This is a genomic window from Methyloversatilis universalis EHg5 (genome assembly GCF_000378945.1).
GTDB classification, from domain to species: Bacteria; Pseudomonadota; Gammaproteobacteria; order Burkholderiales; family Rhodocyclaceae; genus Methyloversatilis; species Methyloversatilis universalis_A.
Map to the genome: position 1 here is coordinate 131,492 of NZ_KB900539.1, position 12,556 is coordinate 144,047.

The window sequence follows — 12,556 nt, forward strand, 5'->3', positions numbered from 1 at the left end:
GACGTCGGCCGGCCCTTCAGGCGCCGGCGGTGGGGCCATCCATGACCGGCCCTGCGGCCTGTGTCGGGCCTACGCCGCCGCGCTGTCCAGCCACACCTCCAGCCCCTGGGCATTCAATTCGATGTCCAGTCCCCACACCGCCATCGCCTGATCGCGGCTGAGCGTGCTGCCGTGCGCGCGCAGTTCGTCGAGCAGCAGCTTTTCCAGACCGTCCAGCAGCGCCTGCTTGCGGCCTTCGCCTGCGCCGGCACAGGCCTTCGCGATCGCCACGTGGGCCGCGATGCGCGCCAGCAGCGCGCGACCCAGCGCGGGCACACCGGTCACCTTGCCGTAGTGGGTCAGGTACATCGCCTGCGGATCGCGCGCCAGCATGCGTTCGACCGAGGCCTGCATGGCTGCCGGTTCGAACTGCACCGGCGAACTGGTCGGGAAGATGAAGGCGCGGCCATCGACCGTGCATTCGGGGTAGGCCAGGCCGAAGGTGTCGCCGGTGAACCAGCCTTGCGAGCGGGCGTCCCAGATGCAGTGGTGGTGGCGGGCGTGGCCCGGGGTGTCGATGAATTCCAGCGGCCGGCCGTTGAAGTCGAGCACGAAACCGTCATGCGTTTCGATCACCCGCGCGGCGTCCACCGGCAGGATGTCGCCGTACATGTCGGCCATCGCCTGTTCGCCATAGACCGCGGTGGCGCCGGCGATCAGTTTCGACGGGTCGATCATGTGGCGCGCGCCGCGCGGATGCACCACCAGCTGCGCGTTCGGGAAGGCGCGCATCATGGCGCCAGCGCCGCTGGCGTGGTCCAGATGCACGTGGGTCAGGATGATGTAGCGCAGCGCCGCGGGCGCGATGCCTTTCTGCGCCAGCGCGGCCTGCACCCTGGGCAGCGAGTGGCCGGTGCCGCAATCGACCAGCGCCGCCTGCTCACCGGCGCGGACGAGATGGATGGACGCCATGCCGTGGCGGATCAGGTCGGCGTCGATGGCCGAAATGTCGTGGTCGTAATCGATCATGCAGCGGACTCCGGTGAAAACCGGTGGACAGTATGAATCACTGTCCGGCCGGCTTCGTCGGTCCGCTGTGCCGTCGTCTCAGGAGCCGCGGCCGGCCTTGGCCTGTTCCTCTTCCATCAGTTCCTGGAAGCGGGCGTCGAATTCCTTGCGCAGCTGGCGCCGGACCTGGGCCGCGGTATGACGGCGCTGTTCGTCGGGCGAATGCGGGATGAGCGGCGGCACCGGGTGCGGCCGGCGGTCCTCGTCCATCGCCACCATGGTGAGGTAGCAGGTGTTGGTGTGGCGGGTGGTGTGTTCGCGGATGTTCTCGGTCACCACCTTGACGCCCACTTCCATCGAACTGGTGCCGGTGAAGTTGACCGAGGCGAAGAAGGTGACCAGTTCGCCGACATGGATGGGGCAGCGGAAGATGACCTGGTCCACCGACAGCGTGACCACATAGGACTGCGCATAGCGCGCGGCACAGGCATAGGCGACCTGGTCGAGCAGCTTGAGCAGGGCGCCGCCATGCACGTTGCCGGAAAAGTTGGCCATGTCGGGCGTCATCAGCACCGTCATGGTGAGCTGGTGTTTGGGCAGTTCGTTCATCGCGTTCAGAGCGTGGATGTCGATCGGTGCCCGCAACCCGGTGCCGTCACTCGCGCCGTTCGATGCGCAAGCCCGGCTGGTCGTAGTCGCGGACGTTGCTGTACGGCCGCATCTGATAGACGCGGGTGCCGTTTGCATCCTCTTCGATGCGTACGCCCGGTTTCGAGTAGTCCCGGATCTGGGTGCCGCGCACGGTCGGGTAGATGTCCGTGGTGCGGCTGCGCGCGTTCGGCCGGATCAGCTCGCGCGGGTGCTGCCCTATCATGCCGCCCGGGCTGGCGCCGGTCATGCCCTGTCCGTAGCCCTCCGGCCCGAGCGGGGTGACCGGCACATGGCCGCTGCCGCCGGCGGCGGAAATCAGCGGTGAAACGGTCAGCAGTGTGGCTGCGAGCAGGCTGTGGATGTTCATGGCGACCTCCCGGTCCGGTGGCACGACTGGATGATTCAAGTGTAGTGCCAAAGGCGGTGCCGGCCCTGCGCAGCCCGACACGGCCGCGATCGCTGGCACGGAGTGTGGATTGCGCGCCACAGCCTGCGCCGCCCCCGTGATGGATGCGCCGGCTTGTGGAATGATGCGCCCATGAATCCTGATGACCGCAATCCTTTCGAATCCGCCCCGGACACCGCGCGCCCGGCGCCTGCCGACGAGTCCGGCGTCCGGCCGGTCGCCGGCGAACCCGACTCCCGCACGGTAGATGCCGGCCAGGGCCTGGAATGGCTGCGCCAGGGCTGGCAGGCCTTCACCGCCGCGCCCGGCGTGTGGGTGGTGATCACGCTGCTGTGGGTGACCGCAGTGGTGGTGCTGAATCTGGTGCCGCTGTTCGGCATGATCGCCGCCACGCTGCTCGCGATGGTGACGGTGGGTGGTCTCATGACCGGCTGCCGGGCGCTGTCGCGTGGCGAACCGTTCGGCGTGCATCATCTGTGGGCCGGTTTCGGCGAGCAGATCAATCCGCTGCTGCTGCTGGGCGGTCTCTACCTGCTTGCTTCGCTGGCCATCGGCATGCTGGTGGTGCTGCTGTCGGCCATCGGCGCAGGTCTGGCCGGGCTGGCAGCGGTGGCTGGGCTGGCCATGCTGATGGCGGCGATTCCGGCCATGTTCATCGTCGCCATCATGCTGATGGCGCCGGTGCTGATGGCGGTATGGTTCGCGCCGGCGCTGGTGGTGTTCCACGACATGAAGGCGCTGGACGCGATGAAGCTGAGCTTCTTCGCCAGCCTGCGCAATGCGCCCGCCTTCGTCGTGTTTTCGCTGCTCTACGTGGTGCTGGTGGTGCTGGCTTCGGTGCCGGCCATGCTGGGCTGGCTGGTGCTGCTGCCGGTCACTTTCGGCGCGATGTACGCCAGCTACCGCGACGTGTTCAGCCCGTCCTGATCAGCCTTCTTCCGCGGCGCCCTTCACCACCTTGAAGCGCGCCAGCGTCGCTTCGCGCGCCGCTGCGTGGTCCACGATGGGCGCCGGGTAGTCGCTGCCGATCACGCAGCCGGCCATCTTCTGTTCCAGCGGCGTGGCCAGCCAGGGCGCGTGGATGCGTTTCTTGTCGAATTTCGCCAGTTCCGGGCAGTAGCGGCGGATGAACTGACCGTCGGCGTCGAACTTTTCCGACTGCGTGACCGGATTGAAGATGCGGAACCACGGTTGGGCGTCGCAGCCGGTCGACGCGGCCCACTGCCAGCCACCGTTGTTGGCCGCCAGGTCGAAATCGTTCAGCTGGCGGGCGAACCAGTGTTCGCCGCGCCGCCAGTGGATGCCCAGATCCTTGGTCAGGAAAGAGGCGCTCACCATGCGCAGCCGGTTGTGCATGTAGCCGGTCTGCGCGAGCTGGCGCTGGGCGGCATCCACCAGCGGGTAGCCGGTGCGGCCTTCGCACCAGGCGCGGAACTTCGCCTCGTCGTCTACCCAGCGCACCGCGTCGTACTCCGGCCGGAAGCTGCCGCTCAGCACATGCGGGTTGTGCCACAGGATCTGGAAGTAGAAATCGCGCCAGATCAGTTCCGACAGCCAGGTTTCCGCGCCGGCGCCGCCGCGCGCGTGCGCTTCGCGCGCCAGCCGGCGTATCGATACCGTGCCGAAACGCAGATGCACCGACAGATAGCTCGGTCCCTTGGCGGCCGGAAAGTCGCGCAGCACCTTGTAGCGGTCGATGCGGTCGCAGAAGCCGTCGAACAGCGCGTCGGCGCCGCTCATGCCGGCGGGCAGCTTCAGCGTCGCCAGATTGGTGGCCGTGAAGCCCATGTCAGCCAGCGACGGCATTGCGCCGGCCGGCGGCGCGGCCAGCGCGGCGGCGTAGGTGCGTACCGGATAGGCCTTCAGATGGAAGGGGGTGAGCTTTTTCAGCCAGGCGTTCTTGTACGGCGTGAACACCGAAAACGGCTTGCCGCCCTGGGTGAGCACCTCGTCGCACTCGAAAATGACCTGATCCTTGAAGGTTTCGAAGCCGATGCCGTGCTCCGCCAGTGCGTCATGCACCGCGCGGTCGCGGGCGAAGGCCGCCGGCTCGTAGTCCCGGTTGGCCAGCACCGCCGCCACGCCCAGTTCGCGTGCCAGCTGCGGAATGAGGTCGCGGGTGCGGCCATGGCGCACGATGAGACCGCCGCCCAGCGCGCGCAGTGCAGCGTCCAGCTCGGTCACCGATGCGTGGATGAATTCGACCCGGCGGTCGGCCTGCAGCCCTTCGGCCAGCAGTTCGTCCAGGATGTCGGTGTCGAACACGAATACGCACCACACCGGCCCGCCGGCGCGCAGCGCGTGATACAGGGCGGCGTGGTCGTCGATGCGCAGGTCGCGGCGGAACCAGACCAGTCGGGGGGCGGCGTTGTCAGCCATGCGGGCAGTCCGTCAAAAAAGGGGTCGGAGGGCGTTCATCGGGTGGCGCATCGAGTGCGCGCAGCCGCTTCAGTTTCGTGCCGGTTCGCGGCCGGCGCCCAACACGGATAAAATCATCCCATGTCCGCACACGCCATGACGCCCACGGTCAATCTGACCGGCCATTTCCTGATCGCCATGCCCGCCATGGCCGACAAGAATTTCGCACGCACGCTCACGCTGGTGTGCGAGCACAACGATCAGGGCGCGCTCGGCGTCATCGTGAACCGGCCGATCGACATGTCGCTCGACGACCTGTTCGAGCGCATCGACATGACTCTCGAGTCCTCGCGCTTCCAGGGCCAGCCGGTGTATTTCGGCGGTCCGGTGCAGACCGACCGCGGCTTCGTGCTGCATCGCCCGGTCGGCAGCTTCCAGTCCAGCATCGACATCGGCAACGGTCTTGCGCTCACCTCGTCGCGCGACGTACTGCAGTCGCTGGGTGGCGAGAACGAGCCGGAAGAAGTGCTGGTCACGCTCGGTTACGCCGGCTGGCAGGCCGGCCAGATCGAGTGGGAACTGGCGCAGAACGCCTGGCTCACCGTGCGTGCCGACCCGCAGATCATTTTCAGCCTGCCGCCGGAAGAGCGCCTGATTGCCGCCATGCAGCTGCTCGGCGTCGATTACGCGTCGCTGTCCGATGTGGCCGGACATGCCTGATCCGGCCGCGCTGCCCGCGCGCGGTACCGTGCTCGCATTCGATTTCGGCGAAAAGCGCATCGGCGTCGCGGTCGGCGAGTGCGAGATGCGCAGCGCCTCCGCGCTCACCACGCTGGATGCCGAAACCAACGACGCGCGCTGGTCCGGCATCGGCCGCCTGCTCGACGAATGGAAGCCGGTCGCGCTGGTGGTCGGTCTGCCGCTGTCGCCGGACGGCGAGCCGCATGACATGACCGTGCGCGCGCAGCGCTTCGCGCGCCAGCTCGAAGGCCGTTACCGGCTGCCGGTGGCGCTGCAGGACGAGCGCTTCACTTCGGCCGAAGCCGACGCGCAGCTGCGCGACGGCGGCCAGAAGGACTGGCGCGAACGCAAGAAACAGCTGGACGCACACGCGGCCCAGCTCATCCTGAAGGACTATTTTGATGTCACTGCCTGACGCAGAACTTCTGCTGGCGGATCTGGCGGCGCAGATGCGGCCTCAGATGACGCCGGACACCGCGCTGGTCGGCCTGCACACCGGCGGTGTGTGGGTCGCGCAGCGCCTGCACGCGCTGCTGGGCCTGGCCCAGCCGCCGGGCGCGCTCGACGTGAGCTTCTACCGCGACGACTATGCCCAGCGCGGGCTGTCGCGCGACGCGCGCCGTTCCAGCCTGCCCTTCGATATCGAAGGCCGGCCGCTGGTGCTGGTCGACGACGTGCTGCATACCGGCCGCACGGTGCGCGCCGCGCTGAACGAACTGTTCGACTACGGTCGTCCGGCGCGGGTCGAACTGGCGGTGCTGGTGGACCGCGGCGGCCGTCAGCTGCCGGTGGCGCCGACCTGGTGCGCAGCCCGCTACGAGCCGCCGGCAGGCAGCCGGGTCAAGCTGGTGCAGGACGATGGCCGTCTCGCGCTGCGCCTGGTACAGGATCAGGAGTGAACATGGCCCGCAACCCGCAACTGAACAAGCACGGCGAGCTGCAGCACCTGCTCACCACCGAAGGCCTGCCGCGTGACGTGATCACCCGCATCCTCGACACGGCCGAGCCCTTTGCCGACGTGGCCGAGCGCGAGGTGAAGAAGGTGCCGCTGCTGCGTGGCAAAAGCGTGTTCAACCTGTTCTTCGAGAACAGCACGCGCACCCGCACCACCTTCGAGATCGCCGCCAAGCGGCTGTCGGCGGACGTGATCAACCTGAACATCGCGACCAGCTCGACCAACAAGGGCGAAACCCTGCTCGACACGGTGGATAACCTGGCGGCCATGCAGGCCGACATGTTCGTCGTGCGCCACGCCTCCAGCGGCGCGCCCTACCTGATCGCCCAGCACCTGGAAGCGACCGGGCGCGACCACATCCACGTGGTCAATGCCGGCGACGGGCGCCACGCGCACCCGACCCAGGGCCTGCTCGACATGTACACCATCCGCCACTACAAGCGCGACTTCACGCAGCTGTCGGTGGCGGTGGTCGGCGACATCCTGCATTCGCGGGTGGCGCGCAGCCAGATCCACGCGCTGTCCACGCTGGGCGTGCCCGACCTGCGCGCGGTCGCACCGAAAACCCTGCTGCCGCAGGACATCGAACGCCTCGGCTGCCGCGTGTTCCACGACATGCGCGAAGGTCTGCGCGGCGTCGACGTGGTGATGATGCTGCGATTGCAGAACGAGCGCATGCAGGGCTCGCTGCTGCCCAGCGCACAGGAATATTTCAAGTTCTTCGGCCTGACCGAAGAGAAGCTCGCACTGGCCAAGCCCGATGCCATCGTGCTGCACCCGGGACCGATGAACCGCGGCGTCGAGATCGATTCCGCGGTGGCTGATGGCCGGCAGGCGGTCATCCTGCCGCAGGTCACCTTCGGCATCGCGGTGCGCATGGCAGTGATGGCCATGCTGGGCGGAGGAAACGCATGAAGATCCACATCAAGGGCGGCCGGCTGATTGATCCGGCGCAGGACATCGACGCACAGACCGACGTGTTCATCGCCGCCGGCAAGGTGGTGGCGCTGGGCGCGGCGCCGGACGGCTTCCATGCCAATCGGGTGGTCGATGCCGCGGGCCACATCGTGGTGCCGGGTCTGATCGACCTGTGCGCGCGGCTGCGCGAGCCCGGTCTTGAATACCGCGCAACGCTGGAATCGGAAATGGCGGCTGCGGTTGCCGGCGGCGTCACCAGTCTGGCCTGCCCGCCGGACACCGACCCGGTGCTGGACGAACCGGGCCTGGTCGAAATGCTGAAGCACCGTGCCCGCATGCTCAATCTTGCGCACGTGTATCCGCACGGTGCGCTCACCGTCGGCCTGAAGGGCGAGCGGCTGACCGAAATGGGCGAACTGACCGATGCCGGCTGCATCGCCTTCTCGCAGGCCAACGAACCGGTGCCCGACACCCAGGTGTTGTTCCGCGCCATGCAGTACGCGGCCACCTTCGGCTATACCGTGTGGCTGCAGCCGACCGACCTGCATCTGGCCGCCGGCGGCGTGGCGCACGAGGGCGAAATCGCCGCGCGGCTGGGTCTGACCGGCATTCCGGTGCTGGCCGAAACGCTGGCCATAGGCCGCATGCTGCAGCTTGCGCGCGCCACCGGCTGCCGCCTGCACCTGGCTCGCATTTCCAGCCGCGCCGGCCTGATGCTGATAGACCAGGCACGACTCGACGGCATGCAGGTGAGCTGTGACGTGGCCATTCACGCGCTGCACCTGTGCGATGTCGACATCGGCTACTTCGACCCGCAGTGCCGCACCGTGCCGCCGCTGCGCGCGCAGTTCGACCGCGAGGCGCTGCGCGCCGCGCTGGCCGACGGCCGCATCGACGCGCTGTGTTCCGACCATACGCCGGTCGATGACGATGCCAAGCAGGTGCCGTTCGCCGAAGCCGAACCGGGCACCACCGGGCTTGAACTGCTGCTGCCGCTGACGCTGGCCTGGGCGCGCGAAATGCATCTGCCGCTCAAGCTCGCGCTGGCGCGCATCACGTCGGACGCGGCGCGCGTGCTCGGCCTGAATGCCGGCCATCTGCGGGTCGGCGGCGCGGCTGACGTGTGCATCTTCGATGCCGACGCACCGGTGCGCATCAGCCGCGAAACGCTGCGCAGCCAGGGCAAGAACACACCCTATCTCGGCCGCGAACTGCTGGGCCGGGTCAGCGCGACGCTGGTGTCGGGCCAGGTGGTGTACGAGGCGCCGGCGCGCCACTGAGGTTTTCCGGGGCGGCATCCAGCCGCACCTCGAATTCCATCGCTTCCAGCTGCAGGCCCTGACTGTCGGTCAGGGCGAGGCGGTAATGGCCAGGGCGCGGGCTCCACAGCGCGCGCCCTTCGACCGCCGGCAGCTTTTCATCGCCGATCTGCCACACCAGTCCGGGCACCGGCGGGCGGGCCTCGAACACCAGGGCCTGCCGTCCGCCAGGCAGGCCGGCGCTTGCCAGCTTCACGCCTGAAGTCGGCTGCACGATGCGCGGCCGGCCGAACAGGTCGCGTACCGTGGCGTCGGCGAAAGCCTGCTGGGTGCCCGGCAGGAAATATTCTTCGCGGTCGGTTTCGATCTCCGGTTCGAAACGCAGGTGCTGCGGCTCCAGCCCGGCGGGTGGCGGAGGCGCGTCGCCCGGCATCGGGTCGAGCGCATGCGTGACCTGATTCCACAGACCGGCGACCGGTCGTGCCGCGCGCAGCGCGACCGTGTGACGGCGGGTCCAGCCCACCGACCAGAAGGTGCTGCGGTCGGCACTGCGACCGTGCATGACCGCCTGCCACGAACGACCGTCCGGCGCGGTGCGCGAGGACAGCAGATCGCCGGTCAGCCAGGCCACTGGTGGCGCCCACAGCCGCTTGCCGCTGCGGTCGGCGCCGCGCCATTGCGCGGCTTCGACCGCCCAGGGCGTCCATACGCCGTCATTGGCCAGCGTGCGGAAGGCATTGGCCATGTCCGGCAGGCTGGCACGGGTGCCGTTGCTGGCGGACGCGTCCAGCCCGTGTGCGCGCAGCAGTGCGATCAGCGGGTCGTCGCCGACCAGCGCGCGCACCCGCAGCGCCGGAATGTCCGCCGCCTGCGCCAGCGCGGCGCGGGTGCTCAGCGGATGGTTGCCGTAGGGCACGCCGGGCGGAAGCGGCAGTGCGACATGGGTCGGGCTGTCGTCGAACACCGAGGCGGCACTGATCCAGCGCTGGTCCAGCGCCAGCCCGTACAGGAAAGGCTGGGTCACGCTGCCCGCCGGCAGCCGGCGCCATGCGGCGTCGACCTCGTCCGGCCCGCCGGCCCACACCAGCACTTCGCCGCTCGCGTTGTCCATCACCAGTACCGACACGTCGCCGCGCTCGCGGCCCAGCGTGTCCAGCGCGCGCCGCTGCAGCCGCGCGTCCAGCGTGGTGGCGCGCTGTTCGCCGGCTTCGCGCAGCAGCCTGCGGGCCAGCGCCGGCGCTTCGTTCCAGCGCGGGTCCAGCCGGTAGCGACGCGTCAGCACCTGTTCGGCCAGCGCCTTCAGTTCGCTGCAGGCCGGCGCCGGCTTGAGCTTGAGCGCCACTGCGCAGGCGCGCTGGCCGACCCGGTCGGCGCCGGCATTCGGGCCGCGCAGCAGCGCGGCCAGCAGCAGCGCTTCGCGCAGTTCCACCGCGTCCGGGTCCTTGCCGAACAGGCCGCGGCTGGCGGCGGAAATGCCGCGCAGTTCGCCGCGGAAAGGCGCGAGGTTGAAATAGGCTTCGAGGATTTCCGCCTTGTTCCAGCGACGTTCGATCTCACGCGCGGCGGCCGCCTGGTCCCATTTCTGGCCGACGCTGCGACGGCTGCCCTGCAAGCGCAGCGCCGGATCGATCAGGCCGGCCAGCTGCATGGTGAGCGTGGAGGCGCCACGCGGGCGACGGCCTTCCAGTGTGCGCCAGATGTTGTCCCAGGTGGCGCCGGCCAGCGCGGTCCAGTCCACGCCCGAATGTTCGAGAAAGCGCTTGTCCTCGGCCACCAGCAGCGCGCGGATCAGCGGCGGCGACAGCGTGCGGGCGGATACCCAGTCCAGCCGCCGCTCGCTGAAATCCACGCGGATTTCGGCCAGAGGCTGGCCGTAGCGGTCGAGCAGCCGGGCTTCGGAAGAGCGCCAGCCGTCGCGCACGGCGGCGAAATCGGGGGCGAGCGCGAAGGCGGCCGGGGCGGCCAGCGCCAGCAGCGCACAGGTGGCGGCAGCACAGGTCCGCCGCAGAGGGGCGCTCATCGTGCGGTGGGCGGCCGCGGTGTCAGTTCAGCATGCACTGAGCGTGCATTTGTCGCCCGAAGCCTGGCGCTCGACGGTCACCCGCGCGAGCTGCGGCAGCTGCGGTGCCAGCTGGCGCCACAGGTAGTGGCACAGGTTTTCCAGCGTGGCCGGGCCGATGCCTTCGACCTCGTCCAGGAAGCGGTGGTCCAGCCTGGCCCTGACCTCGGCCAGCGCGGCGCGAAACACCGCCAGATCCATCAGCATGCCGCTGTCCGGGTCCGGTTCGCCGCGCAGGCTCACTTCGGCGTGATAGGTGTGCCCGTGGATGCGCAGGCTGGATTCGGTCTCCACCTTGCGGTGCAGGGTGTGGGCGGCTTCGAAGAAGAAGCGCTGGCTCAGTTCAACAACCATCTCGTTACGTCCATCGATACTTCAAAAGGAAACCGTCGCGCCATGCAGTGCGGGCGGTTCCGGGTCTGCAGCGCTCAGCGTATGCCGACCGCCTTGTGCGTCTGGAAGCTCAGCCGCCAGCGCGGGTGCTGCATGCACCATTCGATGGCCCAGCGGGTGTTGTCCGCCGAAGCCGCATTGTCCATCGGCTGCACCAGGAAGTGCTCGAAATCCCAGGCTTCCATCGCCGCGAGGTCGAGGCCGGGCTGCGGCACCACCACCTTCAGTTCCTGACCGCGGGTCTGCACCACCGGATTGCCGGCCTTGGGGCTCACGCACACCCAGTCCAGCCCGACCGGTGCGGCCAGCGTGCCATTGGTTTCCACCGCGATTTCGAAGCCGCGCGCGTGCAGCGCGTCGATCAGCGGCGCATCGACCTGCAGCAGCGGTTCGCCGCCGGTGAGCACCACGAAGCGTGCGCCCCCTTCACCCGCCCAGCTCGCGGCGACGGTGTCGGCCAGTGCTTCGGCTTCGTAGCGGCCGCCCAGCGTGCCGTCGGTGCCGACGAAATCGGTGTCGCAGAAGCGGCACTGCGCGCTCGCCCTGTCCTGTTCGCGGCCGCTCCACAGATTGCAGCCGGCGAAGCGGCAGAACACGGCGGCGCGGCCGGCGTTCAGGCCCTCGCCCTGCAGCGTGTAGAAGATTTCCTTGACCTGATATGCCACGACCGATGCCAGAACCTGCGCAAAACACGCTAGGGTATCGCGTTTATTGGATTTTTCCACCTGATGACCGACGACACCGACCTGCCGGATCCACCCCAGCCGCCGCTGCCGGCCGCAGCGCAGCGCGCGGCTCAGGCCGCATTGCAGCCCTCATTACAGTCCTCATCGCAGCCCTACGCCGATCTCAATCCGGACACCGTGCTCGACGCGCTCGAAGCGGCTGGTTTTCCGGTCGACGGCCGGCTGCTGGCGCTGAACAGTTTCGAGAACCGGGTGTATCAGGTGGGGCTGGACGAAGGCGCGCCGGTGATCGCCAAGTTCTACCGCCCGGCGCGCTGGAGCGACGAGGCCATCCTGGAGGAGCACGCGTTCAGCCTGGAACTGGCCGAACGCGAGATTCCGGTGGTGCCGCCGCTGCGTCTGCCGTCCGGCGATACGCTGGCCCACCACGCCGGCCACCGCTTCGCGGTGTTCCCGCGGCGCGGCGGCCGGGCGCCGGAACTCGACCGCAGCGACACGCTGGAATGGATAGGCCGCTTCATGGGGCGCATCCACGCGGTGGGCGCGGTGCAGCCCTATGCGCACCGACCGGCGCTGGACATCGCCAGCTTCGGCGACGAGCCGGCTGCCTATGTGCTCGACCACGGCTTCGTGCCGCCGGAGCTGGAAAAGGTGTATCGCGGCGTGGTCGCGCAGGCGTTGGATGGCGTGCGTGCCGCCTTCGAGCGGGCCGGCGACGTGGCGCGCATCCGCACGCACGGCGACTGCCACGTCGGCAACATGCTGTGGGTCGAGGGCCAGGGGCCGCACTTCGTCGATTTCGACGACAGCCGCATGGCGCCGGCGATCCAGGATCTGTGGATGCTGCTGTCCGGCGAGCGCGACGAGCGCGTGCGCCAGCTCGGCGACGTGCTGGCCGGCTACGAGGAGTTCTGCGAATTCGACCTGCGCGAGCTGCATCTGGTCGAGGCGCTGCGCACGCTGCGGCTCATCCACCACAGCGGCTGGATCGCCCGCCGCTGGCAGGACCCTGCTTTCCCGGCCGCCTTTCCCTGGTTCGACACGCCGCGCTACTGGGAAGCACGGGTGCTCGAACTGCGCGAACAGATCGCGGTGATGGACGAAGCGCCGCTGTGGCGCATGCCCGGCATGGGCTGACGCCGG

General features: G+C 68.8%; 14 protein-coding genes. 7 read left to right on the top strand and 7 right to left on the bottom strand.

What is annotated here, in order from left to right:
* Positions 1 to 69: 69 nt before the first annotated feature.
* The 3 genes from METUNV2_RS0100600 to METUNV2_RS0100610 form a co-directional block, all read right to left on the bottom strand.
* Entirely contained in the window at positions 70 to 1,008 is a 939-nt protein-coding gene (locus tag METUNV2_RS0100600; RefSeq protein ID WP_018227576.1) for an MBL fold metallo-hydrolase, read from the bottom strand.
* Between the two features lie 78 nt (positions 1,009 to 1,086).
* Positions 1,087 to 1,596: an acyl-CoA thioesterase gene (locus tag METUNV2_RS0100605; protein ID WP_026187748.1), complete on the bottom strand. Its 510-nt coding sequence runs from the start codon at positions 1,594 to 1,596 to the stop codon at positions 1,087 to 1,089.
* Positions 1,597 to 1,642: 46 nt separating this feature from the next.
* Positions 1,643 to 2,005 (bottom strand): hypothetical protein, encoded by a 363-nt coding sequence (locus METUNV2_RS0100610; RefSeq protein WP_018227578.1) that lies wholly within the window; start codon positions 2,003 to 2,005, stop codon positions 1,643 to 1,645.
* 171 nt (positions 2,006 to 2,176) lie between these two features.
* Between METUNV2_RS0100610 and METUNV2_RS0100615 the strand changes: the two genes are divergently transcribed.
* Positions 2,177 to 2,971: a BPSS1780 family membrane protein gene (locus tag METUNV2_RS0100615; RefSeq protein WP_018227579.1), complete on the top strand. Its 795-nt coding sequence runs from the start codon at positions 2,177 to 2,179 to the stop codon at positions 2,969 to 2,971.
* Here METUNV2_RS0100615 and METUNV2_RS0100620 read toward each other — a convergent pair whose 3' ends face one another.
* Positions 2,972 to 4,423 (bottom strand): cryptochrome/photolyase family protein, encoded by a 1,452-nt coding sequence (locus METUNV2_RS0100620; RefSeq protein ID WP_018227580.1) that lies wholly within the window; start codon positions 4,421 to 4,423, stop codon positions 2,972 to 2,974.
* 120 nt (positions 4,424 to 4,543) lie between these two features.
* Between METUNV2_RS0100620 and METUNV2_RS0100625 the strand changes: the two genes are divergently transcribed.
* Genes METUNV2_RS0100625 through METUNV2_RS0100645 form a run of 5 tightly spaced genes read left to right on the top strand, consistent with a single transcriptional unit; the run spans position 4,544 to position 8,296 of the window.
* Positions 4,544 to 5,122: a YqgE/AlgH family protein gene (locus METUNV2_RS0100625; protein ID WP_018227581.1), complete on the top strand. Its 579-nt coding sequence runs from the start codon at positions 4,544 to 4,546 to the stop codon at positions 5,120 to 5,122.
* Positions 5,115 to 5,558: a Holliday junction resolvase RuvX gene (ruvX, locus tag METUNV2_RS0100630; protein ID WP_026187749.1), complete on the top strand. Its 444-nt coding sequence runs from the start codon at positions 5,115 to 5,117 to the stop codon at positions 5,556 to 5,558. The genes METUNV2_RS0100625 and ruvX overlap by 8 nt, the downstream gene beginning before the upstream one ends.
* Positions 5,545 to 6,042, top strand: coding sequence for a bifunctional pyr operon transcriptional regulator/uracil phosphoribosyltransferase PyrR (pyrR, locus tag METUNV2_RS0100635; protein ID WP_018227583.1), 498 nt, complete (start codon positions 5,545 to 5,547; stop codon positions 6,040 to 6,042). Before ruvX ends, pyrR begins: the two co-directional genes overlap by 14 nt.
* Positions 6,043 to 6,044: 2 nt before the next feature.
* Positions 6,045 to 7,013: an aspartate carbamoyltransferase catalytic subunit gene (locus tag METUNV2_RS0100640; RefSeq protein ID WP_008063184.1), complete on the top strand. Its 969-nt coding sequence runs from the start codon at positions 6,045 to 6,047 to the stop codon at positions 7,011 to 7,013.
* Positions 7,010 to 8,296 (top strand): dihydroorotase, encoded by a 1,287-nt coding sequence (locus METUNV2_RS0100645; RefSeq protein WP_018227584.1) that lies wholly within the window; start codon positions 7,010 to 7,012, stop codon positions 8,294 to 8,296. The genes METUNV2_RS0100640 and METUNV2_RS0100645 overlap by 4 nt, the downstream gene beginning before the upstream one ends.
* Here the strand turns inward: METUNV2_RS0100645 and METUNV2_RS0100650 are convergent.
* The 3 genes from METUNV2_RS0100650 to queE form a co-directional block, all read right to left on the bottom strand.
* Positions 8,241 to 10,295 (bottom strand): transglycosylase domain-containing protein, encoded by a 2,055-nt coding sequence (locus METUNV2_RS0100650; RefSeq protein ID WP_018227585.1) that lies wholly within the window; start codon positions 10,293 to 10,295, stop codon positions 8,241 to 8,243. The two genes, METUNV2_RS0100645 and METUNV2_RS0100650, sit on opposite strands and share 56 nt — an antisense overlap.
* 27 nt (positions 10,296 to 10,322) lie before the next feature.
* Complete coding sequence (locus tag METUNV2_RS0100655; RefSeq protein WP_018227586.1) at positions 10,323 to 10,688, bottom strand: 6-pyruvoyl trahydropterin synthase family protein; 366 nt, start codon at positions 10,686 to 10,688, stop codon at positions 10,323 to 10,325.
* Positions 10,689 to 10,762: 74 nt separating this feature from the next.
* Positions 10,763 to 11,392 (bottom strand): 7-carboxy-7-deazaguanine synthase, encoded by a 630-nt coding sequence (queE, locus tag METUNV2_RS0100660; protein WP_018227587.1) that lies wholly within the window; start codon positions 11,390 to 11,392, stop codon positions 10,763 to 10,765.
* Positions 11,393 to 11,455: 63 nt separating this feature from the next.
* Here queE and METUNV2_RS0100665 point away from each other — a divergent pair, with 63 nt between their 5' ends.
* Positions 11,456 to 12,550, top strand: coding sequence for a serine/threonine protein kinase (locus METUNV2_RS0100665; protein ID WP_018227588.1), 1,095 nt, complete (start codon positions 11,456 to 11,458; stop codon positions 12,548 to 12,550).
* Positions 12,551 to 12,556: the final 6 nt, after the last annotated feature.

What these genes read in the sequence shown, in the direction of transcription:
- METUNV2_RS0100600 (WP_018227576.1), bottom strand. Translation starts at nt 1,008, where the DNA reads ATGATCGATTACGACCACGACATTTCGGCCATCGACGCCGACCTGATC.
- METUNV2_RS0100605 (WP_026187748.1), bottom strand. Translation starts at nt 1,596, where the DNA reads ATGAACGAACTGCCCAAACACCAGCTCACCATGACGGTGCTGATGACG.
- METUNV2_RS0100610 (WP_018227578.1), bottom strand. Translation starts at nt 2,005, where the DNA reads ATGAACATCCACAGCCTGCTCGCAGCCACACTGCTGACCGTTTCACCG.
- METUNV2_RS0100615 (WP_018227579.1), top strand. Translation starts at nt 2,177, where the DNA reads ATGAATCCTGATGACCGCAATCCTTTCGAATCCGCCCCGGACACCGCG.
- METUNV2_RS0100620 (WP_018227580.1), bottom strand. Translation starts at nt 4,423, where the DNA reads ATGGCTGACAACGCCGCCCCCCGACTGGTCTGGTTCCGCCGCGACCTG.
- METUNV2_RS0100625 (WP_018227581.1), top strand. Translation starts at nt 4,544, where the DNA reads ATGTCCGCACACGCCATGACGCCCACGGTCAATCTGACCGGCCATTTC.
- ruvX (WP_026187749.1), top strand. Translation starts at nt 5,115, where the DNA reads ATGCCTGATCCGGCCGCGCTGCCCGCGCGCGGTACCGTGCTCGCATTC.
- pyrR (WP_018227583.1), top strand. Translation starts at nt 5,545, where the DNA reads ATGTCACTGCCTGACGCAGAACTTCTGCTGGCGGATCTGGCGGCGCAG.
- METUNV2_RS0100640 (WP_008063184.1), top strand. Translation starts at nt 6,045, where the DNA reads ATGGCCCGCAACCCGCAACTGAACAAGCACGGCGAGCTGCAGCACCTG.
- METUNV2_RS0100645 (WP_018227584.1), top strand. Translation starts at nt 7,010, where the DNA reads ATGAAGATCCACATCAAGGGCGGCCGGCTGATTGATCCGGCGCAGGAC.
- METUNV2_RS0100650 (WP_018227585.1), bottom strand. Translation starts at nt 10,295, where the DNA reads ATGAGCGCCCCTCTGCGGCGGACCTGTGCTGCCGCCACCTGTGCGCTG.
- METUNV2_RS0100655 (WP_018227586.1), bottom strand. Translation starts at nt 10,688, where the DNA reads ATGGTTGTTGAACTGAGCCAGCGCTTCTTCTTCGAAGCCGCCCACACC.
- METUNV2_RS0100665 (WP_018227588.1), top strand. Translation starts at nt 11,456, where the DNA reads ATGACCGACGACACCGACCTGCCGGATCCACCCCAGCCGCCGCTGCCG.